This window comes from uncultured Polaribacter sp., assembly GCF_947495205.1.
Classification (GTDB): domain Bacteria; phylum Bacteroidota; class Bacteroidia; order Flavobacteriales; family Flavobacteriaceae; genus Polaribacter.
On sequence record NZ_CANLXV010000006.1, the window covers coordinates 67,751 to 83,426 of the forward strand.

The window sequence follows — 15,676 nt, forward strand, 5'->3', positions numbered from 1 at the left end:
TTTTTTATTAAAAAAAAGACCTCACAGGTTTTAAAAACCTGTGAGGTCTAAAATATCAAAATATTTTAAAAACTACTTCCTTTTTTGATGCAAAGGAACTGGTTTTTCTTGTTTTTTAACTGGCGTACCATACAAATCATAATCTCCAGCATCGTGAATTTTTACATCTATAAACTCACCTATTTTAATGTAATGTTCTTTGGCATCAACTAAAACATCATTATCTACATCTGGCGAGTCAGATTCTGTTCTTCCATAGAAAAACTCACCATCTTTTCTATCAAATAAACATTTAAATGTTTTGCCTATTTTCTGCTGATTCAATTCCCAAGAAATCTGAGACTGAACTTCCATAATTTCATTTACTCTTTTAAACTTCACTTCTGCAGGCACATCATCTTCTAAAACATAAGCGCCAGTATTTTCTTCATGAGAATACTCAAAAGCACCCAAACGTTCAAAACGCATTTCTTCTACCCAATCTTTTAACTCTTGAAACATTTCTTCTGTTTCTCCAGGATAACCAACAATTAAAGTGGTTCTAATGGCCATTTCTGGCACTTTTTCTCTAAATTTATGTATTAACGCTGTCGTTTTTTCGTGAGTTGTACCACGTTTCATCGACTTTAATAACTCAGTATTTATATGTTGTAGAGGAATGTCTAAATAATTACACACTTTTGGTTCGCGTTTCATAACCTCTAAAACATCCATAGGAAAACCTGTTGGAAACGCATAATGCATTCTAATCCATTCAATTCCCTCTACTTTTGCCAAAGCTTCTAAAAGTTGTGCTAAAGCACGTTTTTTGTAAATATCTAAACCATAATACGTTAAATCTTGTGCAATAAGCATTATTTCTTTAATACCTTTTGCTGCTAACTTTTCTGCTTCAGTTATAATGTCTTCAATTGGTGTAGATCTGTGCTTACCACGCATTAAAGGAATGGCGCAAAAAGAACAAGGTCTATCACAACCTTCTGCAATTTTTAAATAGGCATAATGTTTTGGAGTTGTAGTTAAACGCTCGCCAATTAATTCGTGTTTATAATCTGCTTCTAAAGCTTCTAATAAATTAGGTAAATCGTGCGTACCAAAATACTGATCTACATTTTTAATTTCCGCTTCTAAATCTGGTTTATAACGTTCACTTAAACAACCAGAAACAAAAACTTTATCTATTTCACCTGCTTCTTTTCTTTGTGCATAATGCAAAATAGTATCTATAGATTCCTCTTTTGCTTTGCCTATAAAACCACAAGTATTAATTACAACAATATTTCCATCGTCATTTTCATCTTCATGAACTACATCTTTTCCGTTTGCTTTTAGTTGGCCCATTAAAACTTCACTATCGTAAATGTTTTTAGAGCAACCTAAAGTAACAACGTTTATTTTATTTTTTTTGATGGTTTTTGTACGCATAAATAAAGCTTTTTACCTTAAGCTAATTCGCTTTTGGCAGTAATCATTTTTAAAAATTTGTTTTACTCATTTATAAAATTCAATTTGAATACAACAGAATTTTTTAAAATTAAAACGAGTGCAAAAATACTACTTTTAAAATTATAGATAATCTAACTATTGATAGTTTTTAGGCATTTTTCTAACCTTGGTTAACTGCTCAAACGCAAAACCAATTTCTAATAATTTTCTTTCCGAAAAAGGTTTTCCTACAAAAGTTAAACTTACAGGTTCTCCTGAATTTTTATAACCCATAGGTACTGTTAGTGTTGGGTATTTGGCTGTTGCTGCAAAACCAGAATGGTAGTTATTTATAGACAAAATAGCGTCTAATTTTTGATCTTCTAATGCACTAAAATACTTTTTACCTTCGCTTTCTAAATTGTTTTTAATAATTTCTAAAGCTTCTAATGTAGTTTCATCTGCTACAATTCCGTCAAATAATTGCTGGCCATAAGGCGCTCTTAAAACAGTATCTTTCAAATTAAAATTAACTACATCTTTTACAGATTTTACAGAAATGCTCTTATCTGCATTATTTGCTAAATATTTAGGTAAATCATGTTTCATATCAATATTTAAAAGCGTTACAAAACCATTAAATGAAATATTTGGTGGTGTAATTTCTACCAACTCTACTCCTGCAGCTCTCAATTTATCAATATTCATTTTATAAATTGAATCTGTTAACAAGGGCTTTAAAACTCCTAATTTTATGTTACTAAAATTGTTACTCAATCCATTTTTAAAATAATCTTCTTTGATTTCTTTTGATGCAGCATCGTTTTTATCAAAACCACGCATTGCGTTTAGAAAAATTGCGTTATCTATAACGTTTTTAGTCATTGGTCCTGGTGTGTCTAGAGTTGATGAAATAGGCACAATACCACTTCTGCTTAATACACCAATAGTTGGTTTTAAACCTACTACAGAATTTTGACTTGATGGTGATGTAATTGAACCAGCAGTTTCTGTACCAACAGCAGCAACTGCAAAATTAGAAGCCACAGTAACACCGCTTGCTGCAGAACTTCCGCCTGTTTCAAATTCTCCTCTTCCATAAGGATTTAAAGTTTGCCCGCCAATTGCAGAATAGCCTAAAGGACAACCAGAGCAGAAAAAATAAGCCCATTCACTCAAGTTTACTTTTCCTAGAATTAATGCGCCATTTTCTTTTAATTTTTCAACAATAAAAGCATCTTTTGTGTTTTTATTTTCTGCCAAAGCTAGTGCACCTGCTGTAGTTGGCATATTATTGGTATTAATATTATCTTTTAATAAAATTGGCATACCATAAATAGAAAAATCTGAGGTTAAATTTCTATTCTTGTCTTTTGCTCTAGCTTCTTTTAAAGCATTTGGATTTAGAGTAATAATACTATTTAAAGATTTTGTAGAATCACTTTCAAACTTTCTAATTCTGTATAAATAAAAAAGCGTAAGTTTTTCGTAATTCAAATTTCCTGCTGTAATATTTTTTTGAATTGATGGTATATTCTGCTCTAAAATAAAAGGTTTTAATGCATTGTAATCCGCTTCAGAAAAATAAGCCAAATCTTCTTCAAACGGTTTAAAAACAGTGTTCATATCTAAATATTTAGATTGAAACAATTTAAACTGCATTCTACTACTTTTATGATTTTGCTGTTTTTCTAAGGCAACAGTTTCATTATATTTTTTAAAAATAACAGGAGCTTGTTTTTCTTTCAGTTCTTTTTGCTGACAAGCAAAAACAAAAAGCGCAAAAAATAAAAGGATAACTATTTTTTTCATTAGAGTAATGTTTAGTTATCAAAGATAATGATTTATATATTTTTTAAATCCTAAACAATGTTTTAATAGTTCTATTTAAAACTTGAATAAGTAAAAAATTTTGAAAAAATAGTTAATTTTTTAAAATAAAGTATAAATTGCGGAAAAAACAACTATTATGAAAAAAATTACTTTACTACTACTTATTACAGTTACTAGTTTTCAATTTTTACAAGCACAAGATGACCCGATTGAAAGCGCCTTTAAAAGCGCCTTTGAAGGTGATAATGTATTTAATTCTAATTTAGGTTTAACCAGTATTGATGGTCAAAATTTCTTTGGAATGCGTTTACAGCCAGAATTTAGTTTTGGTAAATTTGGTTTAGGACTAGATATACCTTTGCTTTTTAATTTAGAAACTGGCGATATTAGAAAAGAAGAATTTGAACAAGGAGCAGGTCTTTTAAGAATGATTCGTTTTTTAAGGTATGGAAATAAAAATATAGATCCTTTTTATGCCAAAATAGGAGATTTAACTGGCGAGCGCTTAGGTTTTGGTAATTTAGTGGGTAATTATACAAATGCCACTTCTTTTGAAAGAAGAAAAGTTGGTGCTAGTGTTTCTATTCTTATCAAAAAAATGGTTGGATTAGAGGCAATTTACAGTGATTTAAATTTTAGCGGTTCTCAAAAAATGCTTGCTTTAAGACCGTTTATAAAGCCTTTTGGAAGAACTAATATTCCTATTGTAAAAACAATTGAAGTTGGTGCAAGTTTTGTAACAGATAATGATGATTTTCAAGAAGAAGGTGTAGATAACAGAACAACTAGATTTAGTGCAGATGGTGTTAGCGCTAATGGTTTTGATATGGGTTTGAGCCTTTTAAGAACAAGTTTATTAAACTTAAGAGTGGATGCACAATATAGTAAAATCTCTAAAATTGATTTGCTTGCTACTGAAAATCCAATGGCAGACTATGACGAAGGAGATGGTTTCTCTATTGGTGTTGAAACAGATTTTAGATTTCTTGCCAATACAATTTTTATGAATGCAAGAATAGAAAGACAATGGTATAGTGATAATTATATACCACAGCTTTTTAATTTTGCTTATGAAATTAATAAAGATGCAAGATTAAGTGAATTGCTTACAGCAAAAAAATCTCAAGGTATATTTGGTACATTAAGTGCAGAAATTTTACAAACGGTTAAAATTGGTGGTTCTTTATTAATTCCTGATAATCTTGATGAAGATGATCCTGATAGCAGAGGTGCTATTGTAAGTGTAGATTTAGAAACAAAACAAATTGGGCGTTTTAAAGCTAGAGGTACTTACCTTAAAGCAGGTTTAAATAATTTAGGCGATGCTTTTCGTTTAGATGAAAGATCTTTAGCTAATTTAATTGTAACCTACAGAATAGGTAAAATTTTTGAAGCTGGCGTAGACTACCAATGGACTTTTGCAGCTAATGAAAGCGGAAAATTTATTGCTACCAACCAAGTAAGACCATACGTTGGTGTGAGTTTAGACTTTTAAAACAAAATTTCATTATAAAAAAACCTCTAAAAAATTAATTTTAGAGGTTTTTCTGTTTTTTAAAATAGCTATAACTAAAGTAAACGTAATTTTATAATCTTGCTAAAAGTTCTGCTTTTTTACTTTCAAATTCTTCTTTAGAGATAATTTCTTTACTTTTTAGGTTTGCTAATTTTTCTATCTTAACAAAAATATCTTCTTCAGAATCGTTAGTAATAGTATTGTTTTGTACCGGTTCTGGTGTAATAACTTGTTCTTGAGGTGTATTTTGAGCATAATCATTAACAAACTCTTCTGGTTCTTGTTTTGCTGCTGTACCAGAAATAATTGGTAAAGTACTTAAATCTACCACACCATATTGACTAGAGAAATTAACAGAATAATTGCCTCCTTGCTGCTGTCCTACTCCACCAATTTGGTGATCTAAAGTATCAAAAATGGTAACTTTTCCATTTTGCTGAATTGCCAAACGATTGATATTTGAAAAAATAGCATAACTTGTATTGTTTTGGCTACCTGTAGAATTCGGAAATCCTAAATTTCCCCACCAATTTTGCTGAAAATTAGCTTGTGAATTTGAATTGTTTTCTACTTTAGGTAAAGGTTTATATTGAATGTTGCCTTGTTGTATTAAGTTAGACAACTCATTACATAAACCATCTACAGTAGCTTTTAATTGGTTGTTAAACATATCTCCAACCATAGTCATACCACCTTGCATCCATTGGCCACCGCCGCCTAATTCAAATATATTAAATTGAGCCATTGTACCATTACTTCTCATTAAAGTGTTCGTTAATTCTGTAACTGCATTAACACTTATTCCATAACGATTTGCTATTGCTGTTATATTTTGAAAACTAGCGTCTGTAAATATTGGATTCATAATTTCTATTTCCTATTAATTTTAAATGCCTTATTTGCATTTTGCTGCAAAGGTACTCTTAAACAGCAGATTATTATGTTTATTTGAAGTTTCTTTTTGCTAAAAAGGTTTAATTTACTTTTAATAAATGATGTTGGCTCTTGGTTGTAGCCCAGATTGAAATGGCATCCTTTTTTTTGATAAATAGCGTTTGGTATTTGTAAAAAAACTGCTGTTGTTTATAAAGCTATAGCTATTTTAAAATGTTTACATTAAAAAAAAAGATATAGTGGAAAGCTGGAAGTAGCTCCAAAAAAAAACCTTTCAACATACATTGAAAGGCTTAAATATTTATTTAAGAACAAATTGCTTTGTTCCTAACAATGACTCCAAATTAATACAACACTCTAAACTTAATTGTACCTTCTACAGCTCTTAATTCTTCTAATACTTGTTTGTTGTATTCTTTATCTAAATCTGTAATTACATACCCTACTTTTGGGTCTGTAGATAAATATTGGCCATTAATGTTTAAAGAATATTTAGCTAAAATCTCATTAATTTTTGCCATTACACCTGGTACATTTTTATGAATGTGTAAAAAACGGTGTGCATTGGTTTGTCTTGGTAAACGAATGTTTGGAAAATTTACTGCATCTACTGTGTTTCCAGAATTTATATATGCCATAATTTTGTTGGGTACAAAATCTGCAATGTCTCTTTGAGCTTCTTCTGTACTACCACCAACATGTGGCGTTAAAATTACGTTGTCTAAACCTTGTAATTCTGTAACAAACTCGCCATTTTTTCTTGGTTCTGACGGATATACATCTATTGCAGCACCTGCTATTTTTTTAGATTTTAAAGCAGCAACTAAAGCTGGTATATCTACCACAAAACCACGTGCTAAATTTACTAAAACTGCGCCGTCTTTCATTTGTGAGATTTCTTTTTCACCAAAGAAATTTTTATTGGCAGCATTGTCATCTACATGCAAACTAACTGCATCTGAAATTGATAATAATTCTTCTAAATTGCTAACTTTTGTTGCGTTTCCTAAAGCTAATTTGTCTTCAACATCATAATAATAAACGTCCATACCTAAAGCTTCTGCTAAGATTGATAGTTGTTTACCAATATTACCATAACCTACAATACCTAGTTTTTTACCACGTACTTCTCTAGAACCTGCAGCTGTTTTTTGCCATTGCCCATTGTGTATTTCTGTACTTCTTTGAAAAACAGAACGCATTAACATAATAATTTCTCCAATAGCCAATTCTACCACAGAACGCGTGTTGCTATAGGGTGCATTAAAAACAACTACTCCACTTTGTTTACAAGCGTCTAAATCTATTTGCTTGGTACCAATACAAAATGCACTAACTACCATTAATTTTTCTGCTGCAGCCACTACTTTTGCAGTTACCTGTGTTTTAGAACGAATTCCTAAAACGTGTACATCTTTAATTTTTGCAATCAGTTCTTCTTCTGATAAACTTTTAGACACTGTTTCTACAGAAAAACCATCTGCAGATAACTTTTTAAATGCATCTTGGTGTACGTTTTCTAGTAGTAATATTTTAATTCTGTTTTTTGGGTAACTTATATTTCTTGGCAAATCGTTTATGTATAAAAATTCGTCTAAATTGGGTGTAATGTGGTCTGCGTTTTCGGTTGTTTTTTGGCGAGAAACATTTTCTGTATAAGCAAAAAATTTATCTGCAATACCTGCTTCACGCGTTACATAATCGCTATAACCGTCTCCTATTACTTGTATTTCTCCTTCTAAATTCATGTCTTTTAAACATTGAATTTTTCCGTTGTGTTTTGATAGTGGATTATTGACATCAAAACCAATAATTTCTCCGGTTTTAGAAAACTCAAAAGTATTGGCAAATACTCTTTCTGTGGGTATGTTGTACTCTTTAACTATTGGATCTATAAATTCTTTAAAGCCACAAGAAATTACATAAATATCTTCTGCAAATTCCTCAAAAAAATCTTTATTGCTTTCTATAGATTTAGAAACTTGTTTTCTTAAAGCACTAACCAAACCTGTTAAATCTGCTTTATTTGCCTTTAATAATTTAATTCTGCGCTCTAAAGATTCTGTAAAGGAAATTTCTCCATCAATACCTAAATTGGTAATGTCAATAATTTCTTGAATTATTGCGTCTTTTTTAGGGTTTTCTTTTAACGTAATTTCTGCTAAAACATCTAACGCTTCTACTTTGGTTAATGTACTATCAAAATCAAAAACGTAACTTCTTTTCTTTGTAATCATTCCTTGTAATCTTGGTTGATTTTTAATTGGTAAATCTACAAATATCATAGCTTACTTAAAAGTACATTTTAAATTTTATGATATGTATTGTATTTTCCTAAAATTACCTTTAAGTTGATAAAAAAAAACTAATTTTTTACAAAAATTTATGAAATCCGAAAAGAAATAAGCTCCAAATTATGGGTAATGATTCTACCCAAAATGCGCTATAATATTTAGACTGATTTATTTTGGAGCGCATTAATAATATTAGCGTTAGAAAAAAGAAAATCATAAATACATTTTTAGAAATATCATTTGCATTTATGGCATATTCTATTAAAAGCGCAACAATCATAATACCTAATCCTAATCGTTTTGTTTTTTCGATGCCAATTTTCTTTGGAATGGTTTGCAAAGAAATGGCATCATACTTTACATCTCTTATATCAAAAGGTAATATTAAAACTACTACAATTAAAAAGCGCTGTAAAAACAACAAAAAAATAGTAGAATTTAAAACTCTGTTTGCGTTGCACGCAGGTATTAAAACTGTAAAACCTGCCCAAACTAAGGCCACAACAATAATTTTTAAATAACTAATTTGCCTTAAATTTTTTGATAATCCGCTTAAAAAAGGAATGGCATAAAGCACAGTAAGCAGCATAAACGGTATGGCTAAAAGTAATATTTTAACAGGTAAAACATAAGCAAAATAACAAAGTGTCAAAAAACAAAAAAACGAAAATATTTGAATTACTTTTAAATTATTTGTTAAACTCTTGTGATGCAATTTTGCCACACCCGCATATTTTACAAAATTATAGCCTGTAATAGTTCCAAAAAAAACAAAATAATTTAAATGCTCTTGTTGCGAAATTTCTAAATATTGTTCCGTTATTCTTAAAAAAGCATAAACCGCGAAAGCCACGTGAATGCTGGCATTTAAATAAAAATTAAATATATTTTTTAAAATCTTCATAAAACAAAAATAAACTATATGTTTATAACCTGCTATTTTAGTTAATAATTAACAGGATTTTATTCCTTTATGGCTTTAAAATAATTTGTGAAAGTCTTATTTTTGACAACCCTTAACTCTAATTTTTGGGAGTGTTAAAAATTTATACGAAATCGATTGAAATCAATCGTTCATAAAACTAAATTAATGAATACAAATTCGTTTCAACTTAGACATATTGGTCCTAATAAAAAGGAACAAGAACAAATGCTAGCCACTATTAAAGCAGATAGTTTAGAACAGTTAATTAGTGAGACTGTTCCTGAAAATATTCGCTTAAAAAAAGACTTAGATTTAGATCCTGCAATGAGTGAATACGAATATTTGTCTCATATTACAGCGTTAGCAAACAAAAATAAAGTATTTAAAAGTTACATTGGTTTAGGATATCACGAAGCAATTGTACCAAGCGTTATACAACGTAATATTTTAGAAAATCCTGGTTGGTACACTGCGTATACACCTTACCAAGCAGAAATTGCACAAGGTAGATTAGAAGCATTGTTAAACTACCAAACCATGATTTGCGATTTAACAGGTATGGAGTTGGCAAACGCCTCTTTATTAGACGAATCTACAGCAGCTGCAGAAGCTATGGCTTTATTATTTGATGTAAGAGAACGTACAAAAAAGAAAGCAGGTGCTAACAGGTTTTTTGTTTCTGAAGAAATTTTACCACAAACATTAGCGCTATTGCAAACACGTGCTACACCAATTGGTATAGAATTGGTTGTTGGTAATCATGAACAGTTTGATTTTGCCGATGATTATTTTGGTGCAATTTTACAATATCCAGGTAAATTAGGTCAAATTTTTGATTACGAAAGTTTTGTATCAAAAGCGAACGATAAAGCTATAAAAGTGGCTGTTGCTGCCGATATTTTATCACTTGTAAAATTAAAAGCGCCAGGAGAATTTGGCGCCTCTGTAGTTGTAGGTACCACACAACGTTTTGGTATTCCTTTAGGTTATGGTGGGCCACATGCTGCCTATTTTGCCACTAAAGAAGCTTACAAAAGAAGCATTCCTGGACGTATAATTGGTGTAACAAAAGATACAGATGGTGGTTTTGCTTTAAGAATGGCCTTACAGACTAGAGAGCAACATATTAAAAGAGAAAGAGCCACATCTAACATTTGTACTGCACAAGTTTTATTGGCAGTTATGGCTGGTATGTATGCTGTTTACCATGGAAAAGAAGGCATACAGTTTATTGCAGATTCTGTACATAATAAAACAAAATTAGTTGCTAATTATTTAGAAAAAGCAGGTTTTAAACAATTAAATTCGTCTTATTTTGATACGCTTTTAGTAGAAATAGATGCCATTAGATTAAAACCAATTGCAGAATCGTTTAAAGTAAACTTTAATTATGTTACCGATTGTTTGGTTTCAATTTCTATTAATGAAGCTACTACGCAAAAAGATTTAATGCAATTGTTTACCATTTTTGGTCAATTAAAACCAAGACCTAATCCTTTAAATGAAGATTTTAGTGGTAGTTTTTCTCAAATATTAACACAAGAACCTTTTCATTCTAATTTTGAAGTAATTTCTAAAAACGTAGCTAGAAATACTTCTTTCTTAGAAAATGAAATCTTTAATACGTATCAATCTGAAACAGACATGATGCGTTATATTAAAAAATTAGAACGTAAAGATTTGGCTTTAAATCATTCTATGATTTCTTTAGGTTCTTGCACAATGAAGTTGAATGCTGCTTCAGAAATGTTGCCCTTAAGCAATCCTCAATGGGGAAATATACATCCATTTGTACCTTTAAATCAGGCACAAGGCTATCAGGAAGTTCTGCAAAAATTAGAACATCAATTAAATATTATTACTGGTTTTGCAGGCACTTCTTTGCAACCAAATTCTGGTGCACAAGGAGAATTTGCTGGTTTAATGACTATTAGAGCTTACCACCAATCTAGAAATGAATCGCATAGAAATATTTGTATTATTCCTGCTTCTGCACATGGTACAAACCCTGCTTCTGCTGTAATGGCAGGTATGCAAGTAGTAGTTACCAAAACTGCTGAAAATGGTAATATTGATGTTGCTGATTTACGTGAAAAAGTAGAATTACATTCAGTTAATTTAGCAGCTTTAATGGTTACTTACCCATCTACTCATGGTGTTTTTGAGAGTGAAATTCAAGAAATTACTAAAATTATTCACGATCACGGAGGTCAAGTATATATGGATGGTGCAAATATGAATGCTCAAGTTGGCTTAACAAATCCTGCTACTATTGGTGCAGATGTTTGTCACTTAAATTTACATAAAACATTCGCCATTCCTCATGGTGGTGGTGGTCCTGGAGTTGGTCCTATTTGTGTAGCACCACAATTAGTACCATTTTTACCAACCAATCCGTTAGTAAAAACAGGTGGTAAGCAAGCAATTTCTGCAATTTCTGCGGCGCCTTGGGGTTCTGCTTTGGCCTGCTTAATTTCTTACGGTTACATAACCATGTTAGGTTTTAGAGGATTGACAAACGCTACAAAAATGGCAATTTTAAATGCAAATTATATCAAAGAACGTTTAAATGGCCATTATGATACCTTATATACAGGTGAAAAGGGACGTGCTGCTCATGAAATGATTATAGATTGTAGAAGTTTTAAAGAAAGAGGTATTGAAGTAGTAGATATTGCAAAGCGTTTAATGGATTATGGTTTTCATGCACCAACAGTATCATTTCCTGTAAATGGAACAATGATGATTGAGCCAACGGAATCTGAAAGTATTGCTGAATTAGATCGATTTTGTGATGCCATGATTTCTATTAGAAAAGAAATTGTAGAAGCTACAAAAGACGATACGAATAACGTACTTAAAAATGCACCACACACTTTAGCCATGTTAACTACAGATGAATGGGATCTCCCATACACAAGAGCGCAAGCTGCTTTTCCGTTAGATTTTGTATCTGATAATAAATTTTGGCCAACAGTTAGAAGAGTAGATGACACTTATGGAGACAGAAACTTAATTTGTTCTTGTAAACCAATAGAAGATTATATGTAGCAGACAAGGTCTGCAGATAAATTTTTAAAAACCGTTTCTTTTTAGAGGCGGTTTTTCTTTTTTCCTTTCAATTTTTAATGTTTATTTGTCAAAAACAAAAAATGAAGAAATTATTAATTATTACACTTTTATTTGCAAGCTTTTTAACATCTGCTCAACAAGCCAATAGTTGGGTGTTTACTGGTGAAATGAGTTTTTTAAGTGAGAAAACGGAAACTTTAAATTCCTTTTCAAATAACTCTGAAAATTCTCAAACTCGTTTATTAGGAAGTGTTGGTTATGTTTTAGCCAAAAGCAACTTAGAATTAGGATTAAGTATTGGTTACGATAGAAGCGATTTAGTTTCTTTCTTATCTGAAAACAATGATAAACTAGTCTCTATTAATTTTGCGCCTTACATTAAAAAATATTTCATTTTGAATGATAAATTTGCATTACATTTAAAAGGAGCGTTAGCTTTTGGAAAAGGTTATATAGAAAGTGATATGAGTAATGATGAATTTGACTTGAATCAAGTTGGGTTTATAATACGTCCAGGGTTTGTTTACTTTTTAACAAATAAAATTGGCTTAATAGGAAATATTGGTTCCTTAGCTTATATCTCTAGTACTACAAAATTTAGAACAGGTAGTGATAGTAAATCAAAAACATTTGGCTTCAATTTAAACGGATCAAATATATCGCTTGGAATTGCATTTTATTTGTAAACGTTTATTTCTGATTAAGGTTTTAAACATTTATAAATGTATTAGTTCTGGAAAAGACAAATATTGTTATTTTTAGTTCACATAATTCATAAATAAAGGTAAAGTTACATAGACTTCAAAATTGCCACAAAAAAAACACTTGATTCAAATTAAGTGTTTTTTTGTATTTTTTTGGTAATTAAATTATTGCTTTTCTATTTTTTCAAAAGTAGTATCTGCCCATCTAACTTGTGCTCTGCCTCCTTTTACGCGATAAGCTCCATATCTAATACCAGATTGTATACCTCTTTCTGGTTCTGGAATATTCCAGTTAAACTCTTTTCCGCCAATTGTAGCATCTGAATAGTGTATTTTTTTACTAGCATCTGCAGGATCTGTTCTAAAACCAACCTCTAAAACAATTTCTGTAGGTTCATTTCTTTTAACATTTGTTAAGAACACAAATTGTCTTCCATTAGCACCAGAACCACCTCTAAAGTTGATTTGCTCACGAAAAATATCAAAAGAAACTTGTACTCTTTTTCCATTAGTGTTTTGCCCATAAACAGGTTTAGCAATATACAAGCAAATTGCAGGATCATTAGAGCCACCACCACCTGTATGTTTTCCTTTGGCTTGCATAATGTAAGAACCATCATCATTATCTCTTACTGCGTCTCCAGCCTCTAAAATTCTTACAAGCCCAGTAAATTTTACGTAACTTCCTACTCCTGTAGTTTGTGCTCTAGAAAAAGAGCGTTCTATTCTGGGTTGTAATGTATTGGGTGCATCTTGGTGGTTAGAACCATCTGTTATATTATAAACACCCCAAGTTTTACCAAGGTAAGTACTTTCTGTATAATTCGCATAACAGCTTCTATCATCTATAGTACCAACATTTACAGAGTTTGCAATATCTGTTTGTCTGCTGCTATTATTACCTTCATCTGTACAAGTGGTTATAGGACTTGTATCTTCATCTGGAATTGCTTCTGCACTAACTGGATCTGACATATCCACAGGAATTACCACATCAACTGCATTTTCTTCTCCTGCCAAACTATCTTGAATAATTTGTTCTAATTGAGAATTCATTTCTGGCTCAGATTCACAAGAAGAAAATGTAATAATAATTGCTAATAAAGCTACGGATAAATATTTATTTATATTTTGCATATGACTTGTAATTTAAAGATTAATAGTAAAAAATAATGATTAAAAATTTTCTAAGAATCCAAAAACTACACTGCAAAATTTACAAATTATAAAAAATAAAATGAATTAAATAAAATTTTACAGTTTGTAGAGTTCATGTAAACTTAAAACTTCTTCGTCTTTATTTCGTCTGTAAACATCTAAAGAACTTACATTTTCTATGGAATTTTTCCCCATTGCTGCTATCATTTCTTTTACTGCTTGTATGGTTTTATTGTGATAGTTTTTAATTCTAACATTTTTTTGAGCTACCACTAACGCTTTTACCAAATCTGGATCTTGTGTTGCCACGCCCACAGGACAGGTGTCTAAATTACATTCTCTTGCTTGAATACAACCTAAACTTAACATAAAACTACGTGCCATACCAACAGCATCTGCACCTAATGCTAGATACTTAACAATATCAAAAGCATCTACAGCTTTACCACTTGCAATTATTTTAATTTGTTCTTTAAGTTTGTGTTTTTTTAGTAAGTTATTTACAAAAACCAAACCTTCTATTAATGGGGTACCTATATAATTGGTAAATTCTAGAGGTGCAGCTCCTGTACCTCCTTCTCCACCATCTACAGCGATAAAATCTGGGTAATTATCTGCTTTTGCGAAAGCAGTAATCATTTCTTCTATTTCTGCGTTGTTCCCAACACAAAACTTAATTCCTACGGGTTTACCGTTTGCTAATTCTCTTACTTTTTGAATAAAATTTATCATTTCATCAAAATTAGAAAATGCAGAATGTCCTGGAGGAGAATCTACTTGAGTACCTACTGTTACTTTTCTAATTGCTGCAATTTCTGGTGTATTTTTTTTGGCTGGTAAAATACCTCCATGACCTGGTTTTGCGCCTTGAGATAATTTTATTTCTATCATTTTTACTTCTGGTCTAATGGCATTTTCTTTAAAAACCTCTGCATCAAACATGCGTTTGCCGTTTACAGATTTACCTGCACCAAAATATCCTGTTCCTACTTGAAAAATTAAATCGCCACCAGTTAAATGATAAGGAGAAATACCACCTTCGCCTGTATTGTGTGCAAAACCACCCATTTGCGCGCCTTCATTTAATGCTTTTATTGCATTTTTACTTAAAGAACCAAAAGACATTGCAGAAATGTTTATAATAGAACTGCTGTATTTTTGTGTACATTTATCTGAACCAATTACTATTCTTTCTCCTTTTATATTGTGGTGGTCTTTTGGAAATAAAGAATGTTTTACAAATTCGTAACCTTTTTTGTACACATTATGTTGTGTACCAAAAGGTATGGTTTCTTTTTCTAACTTAGATCTTTGGTAAACAATACTTCTTTTTTCTCTATTTATTGGCGTACCATTTAAATTGTCTTCTATAAAATATTGTTGAATTTTATCTCTTTCTTCTTCAAAAAACCAACGCAAACGAGCTATTAAAGGAAATGCTCTTAGTAAAGAGTGTTTTTTTTGAAAGCTGTCATGCAACACAATTGCTGTAAGTATTACAGCTATAGATAAAAGTATATAACTCCCTGTTTGTGGTATAAAATATGCTAAGATTCCGCAAAGTATGGTCGCAACAATAAAAATAGCAAGAATAGTATTTCTCATAAAATAGTTGTAAAATTAAATGGGTATAAAAATAAACTATTCGTTTGAATTACTAAAAATAGTTGGCCAATAGTTGCGTTAGGGATTGGAGCATTTGTTTGAGCTCTTTTTTCTTTTTCTGAAAAAAAGCGAGTGCGTAAAGCCCGACCTTTAGGTAACGCCCAAAAATAAATGAAGAGTTCCTAAAATAGATTGCGTGCTAAACGAAAAAACTCCAACATTTCTGTTGGAGTTTTAAGTATGTTTAAAA

10 protein-coding genes are annotated in these 15,676 nt (G+C 30.9%); 3 read left to right on the forward strand and 7 right to left on the reverse strand.

The features are described 5' to 3' along the window. Positions 1-72: 72 nt before the first annotated feature. Both rimO and Q0762_RS07460 read right to left on the reverse strand, forming a co-directional pair. Positions 73-1,425: a 30S ribosomal protein S12 methylthiotransferase RimO gene (gene rimO, locus Q0762_RS07455; RefSeq protein WP_298765469.1), complete on the reverse strand. Its 1,353-nt coding sequence runs from the start codon at positions 1,423-1,425 to the stop codon at positions 73-75. A gap of 156 nt (positions 1,426-1,581) precedes the next feature. Then, positions 1,582-3,237 (reverse strand): amidase family protein, encoded by a 1,656-nt coding sequence (locus Q0762_RS07460; protein ID WP_298765472.1) that lies wholly within the window; start codon positions 3,235-3,237, stop codon positions 1,582-1,584. A gap of 157 nt (positions 3,238-3,394) precedes the next feature. Here Q0762_RS07460 and Q0762_RS07465 point away from each other — a divergent pair, with 157 nt between their 5' ends. After that, positions 3,395-4,753, forward strand: coding sequence for a hypothetical protein (locus tag Q0762_RS07465; protein ID WP_298765474.1), 1,359 nt, complete (start codon positions 3,395-3,397; stop codon positions 4,751-4,753). A gap of 91 nt (positions 4,754-4,844) precedes the next feature. On the opposite strand, the gene Q0762_RS07470 is transcribed toward Q0762_RS07465, so the two are convergent. The 3 genes from Q0762_RS07470 to Q0762_RS07480 all read right to left on the reverse strand — a co-directional run bounded on the left by Q0762_RS07470 (position 4,845) and on the right by Q0762_RS07480 (position 8,866). After that, positions 4,845-5,639: an SHOCT domain-containing protein gene (locus tag Q0762_RS07470; RefSeq protein ID WP_298765476.1), complete on the reverse strand. Its 795-nt coding sequence runs from the start codon at positions 5,637-5,639 to the stop codon at positions 4,845-4,847. Between the two features lie 373 nt (positions 5,640-6,012). Continuing rightward, the gene (gene serA / locus Q0762_RS07475) at positions 6,013-7,905 is read right to left on the reverse strand and encodes a phosphoglycerate dehydrogenase (RefSeq protein ID WP_298765754.1); all 1,893 of its coding nucleotides are present in this window, start codon (positions 7,903-7,905) and stop codon (positions 6,013-6,015) included. Positions 7,906-8,041: 136 nt separating this feature from the next. Further along, positions 8,042-8,866 carry a hypothetical protein gene (locus Q0762_RS07480; protein WP_298765477.1) on the reverse strand — a complete coding sequence of 275 codons (825 nt, stop codon included), beginning with the start codon at positions 8,864-8,866 and terminating at the stop codon, positions 8,042-8,044. Positions 8,867-9,052: 186 nt separating this feature from the next. Here Q0762_RS07480 and gcvP point away from each other — a divergent pair, with 186 nt between their 5' ends. Both gcvP and Q0762_RS07490 read left to right on the forward strand, forming a co-directional pair. Next, positions 9,053-11,938, forward strand: a complete 2,886-nt coding sequence (gcvP, locus tag Q0762_RS07485) for an aminomethyl-transferring glycine dehydrogenase (RefSeq protein WP_298765478.1) — start codon at positions 9,053-9,055, stop codon at positions 11,936-11,938. Positions 11,939-12,039: 101 nt separating this feature from the next. Further along, the gene (locus Q0762_RS07490) at positions 12,040-12,645 is read left to right on the forward strand and encodes a hypothetical protein (RefSeq protein WP_298765479.1); all 606 of its coding nucleotides are present in this window, start codon (positions 12,040-12,042) and stop codon (positions 12,643-12,645) included. Between the two features lie 183 nt (positions 12,646-12,828). Here Q0762_RS07490 and Q0762_RS07495 read toward each other — a convergent pair whose 3' ends face one another. Further along, positions 12,829-13,800 carry a hypothetical protein gene (locus tag Q0762_RS07495; RefSeq protein ID WP_298765480.1) on the reverse strand — a complete coding sequence of 324 codons (972 nt, stop codon included), beginning with the start codon at positions 13,798-13,800 and terminating at the stop codon, positions 12,829-12,831. A 117-nt stretch (positions 13,801-13,917) separates the two neighbouring features. Further along, positions 13,918-15,426, reverse strand: a complete 1,509-nt coding sequence (locus Q0762_RS07500) for an FMN-binding glutamate synthase family protein (protein WP_298765482.1) — start codon at positions 15,424-15,426, stop codon at positions 13,918-13,920. Positions 15,427-15,676 lie beyond the last annotated feature (250 nt).

Bases quoted from the DNA above. Each gene is read 5' to 3' on its own strand.
- rimO (WP_298765469.1), bottom strand. From the start codon at position 1,425: ATGCGTACAAAAACCATCAAAAAAAATAAAATAAACGTTGTTACTTTA.
- Q0762_RS07460 (WP_298765472.1), bottom strand. From the start codon at position 3,237: ATGAAAAAAATAGTTATCCTTTTATTTTTTGCGCTTTTTGTTTTTGCT.
- Q0762_RS07465 (WP_298765474.1), top strand. From the start codon at position 3,395: ATGAAAAAAATTACTTTACTACTACTTATTACAGTTACTAGTTTTCAA.
- Q0762_RS07470 (WP_298765476.1), bottom strand. From the start codon at position 5,639: ATGAATCCAATATTTACAGACGCTAGTTTTCAAAATATAACAGCAATA.
- serA (WP_298765754.1), bottom strand. From the start codon at position 7,905: ATGATTACAAAGAAAAGAAGTTACGTTTTTGATTTTGATAGTACATTA.
- Q0762_RS07480 (WP_298765477.1), bottom strand. From the start codon at position 8,866: ATGAAGATTTTAAAAAATATATTTAATTTTTATTTAAATGCCAGCATT.
- gcvP (WP_298765478.1), top strand. From the start codon at position 9,053: ATGAATACAAATTCGTTTCAACTTAGACATATTGGTCCTAATAAAAAG.
- Q0762_RS07490 (WP_298765479.1), top strand. From the start codon at position 12,040: ATGAAGAAATTATTAATTATTACACTTTTATTTGCAAGCTTTTTAACA.
- Q0762_RS07495 (WP_298765480.1), bottom strand. From the start codon at position 13,800: ATGCAAAATATAAATAAATATTTATCCGTAGCTTTATTAGCAATTATT.
- Q0762_RS07500 (WP_298765482.1), bottom strand. From the start codon at position 15,426: ATGAGAAATACTATTCTTGCTATTTTTATTGTTGCGACCATACTTTGC.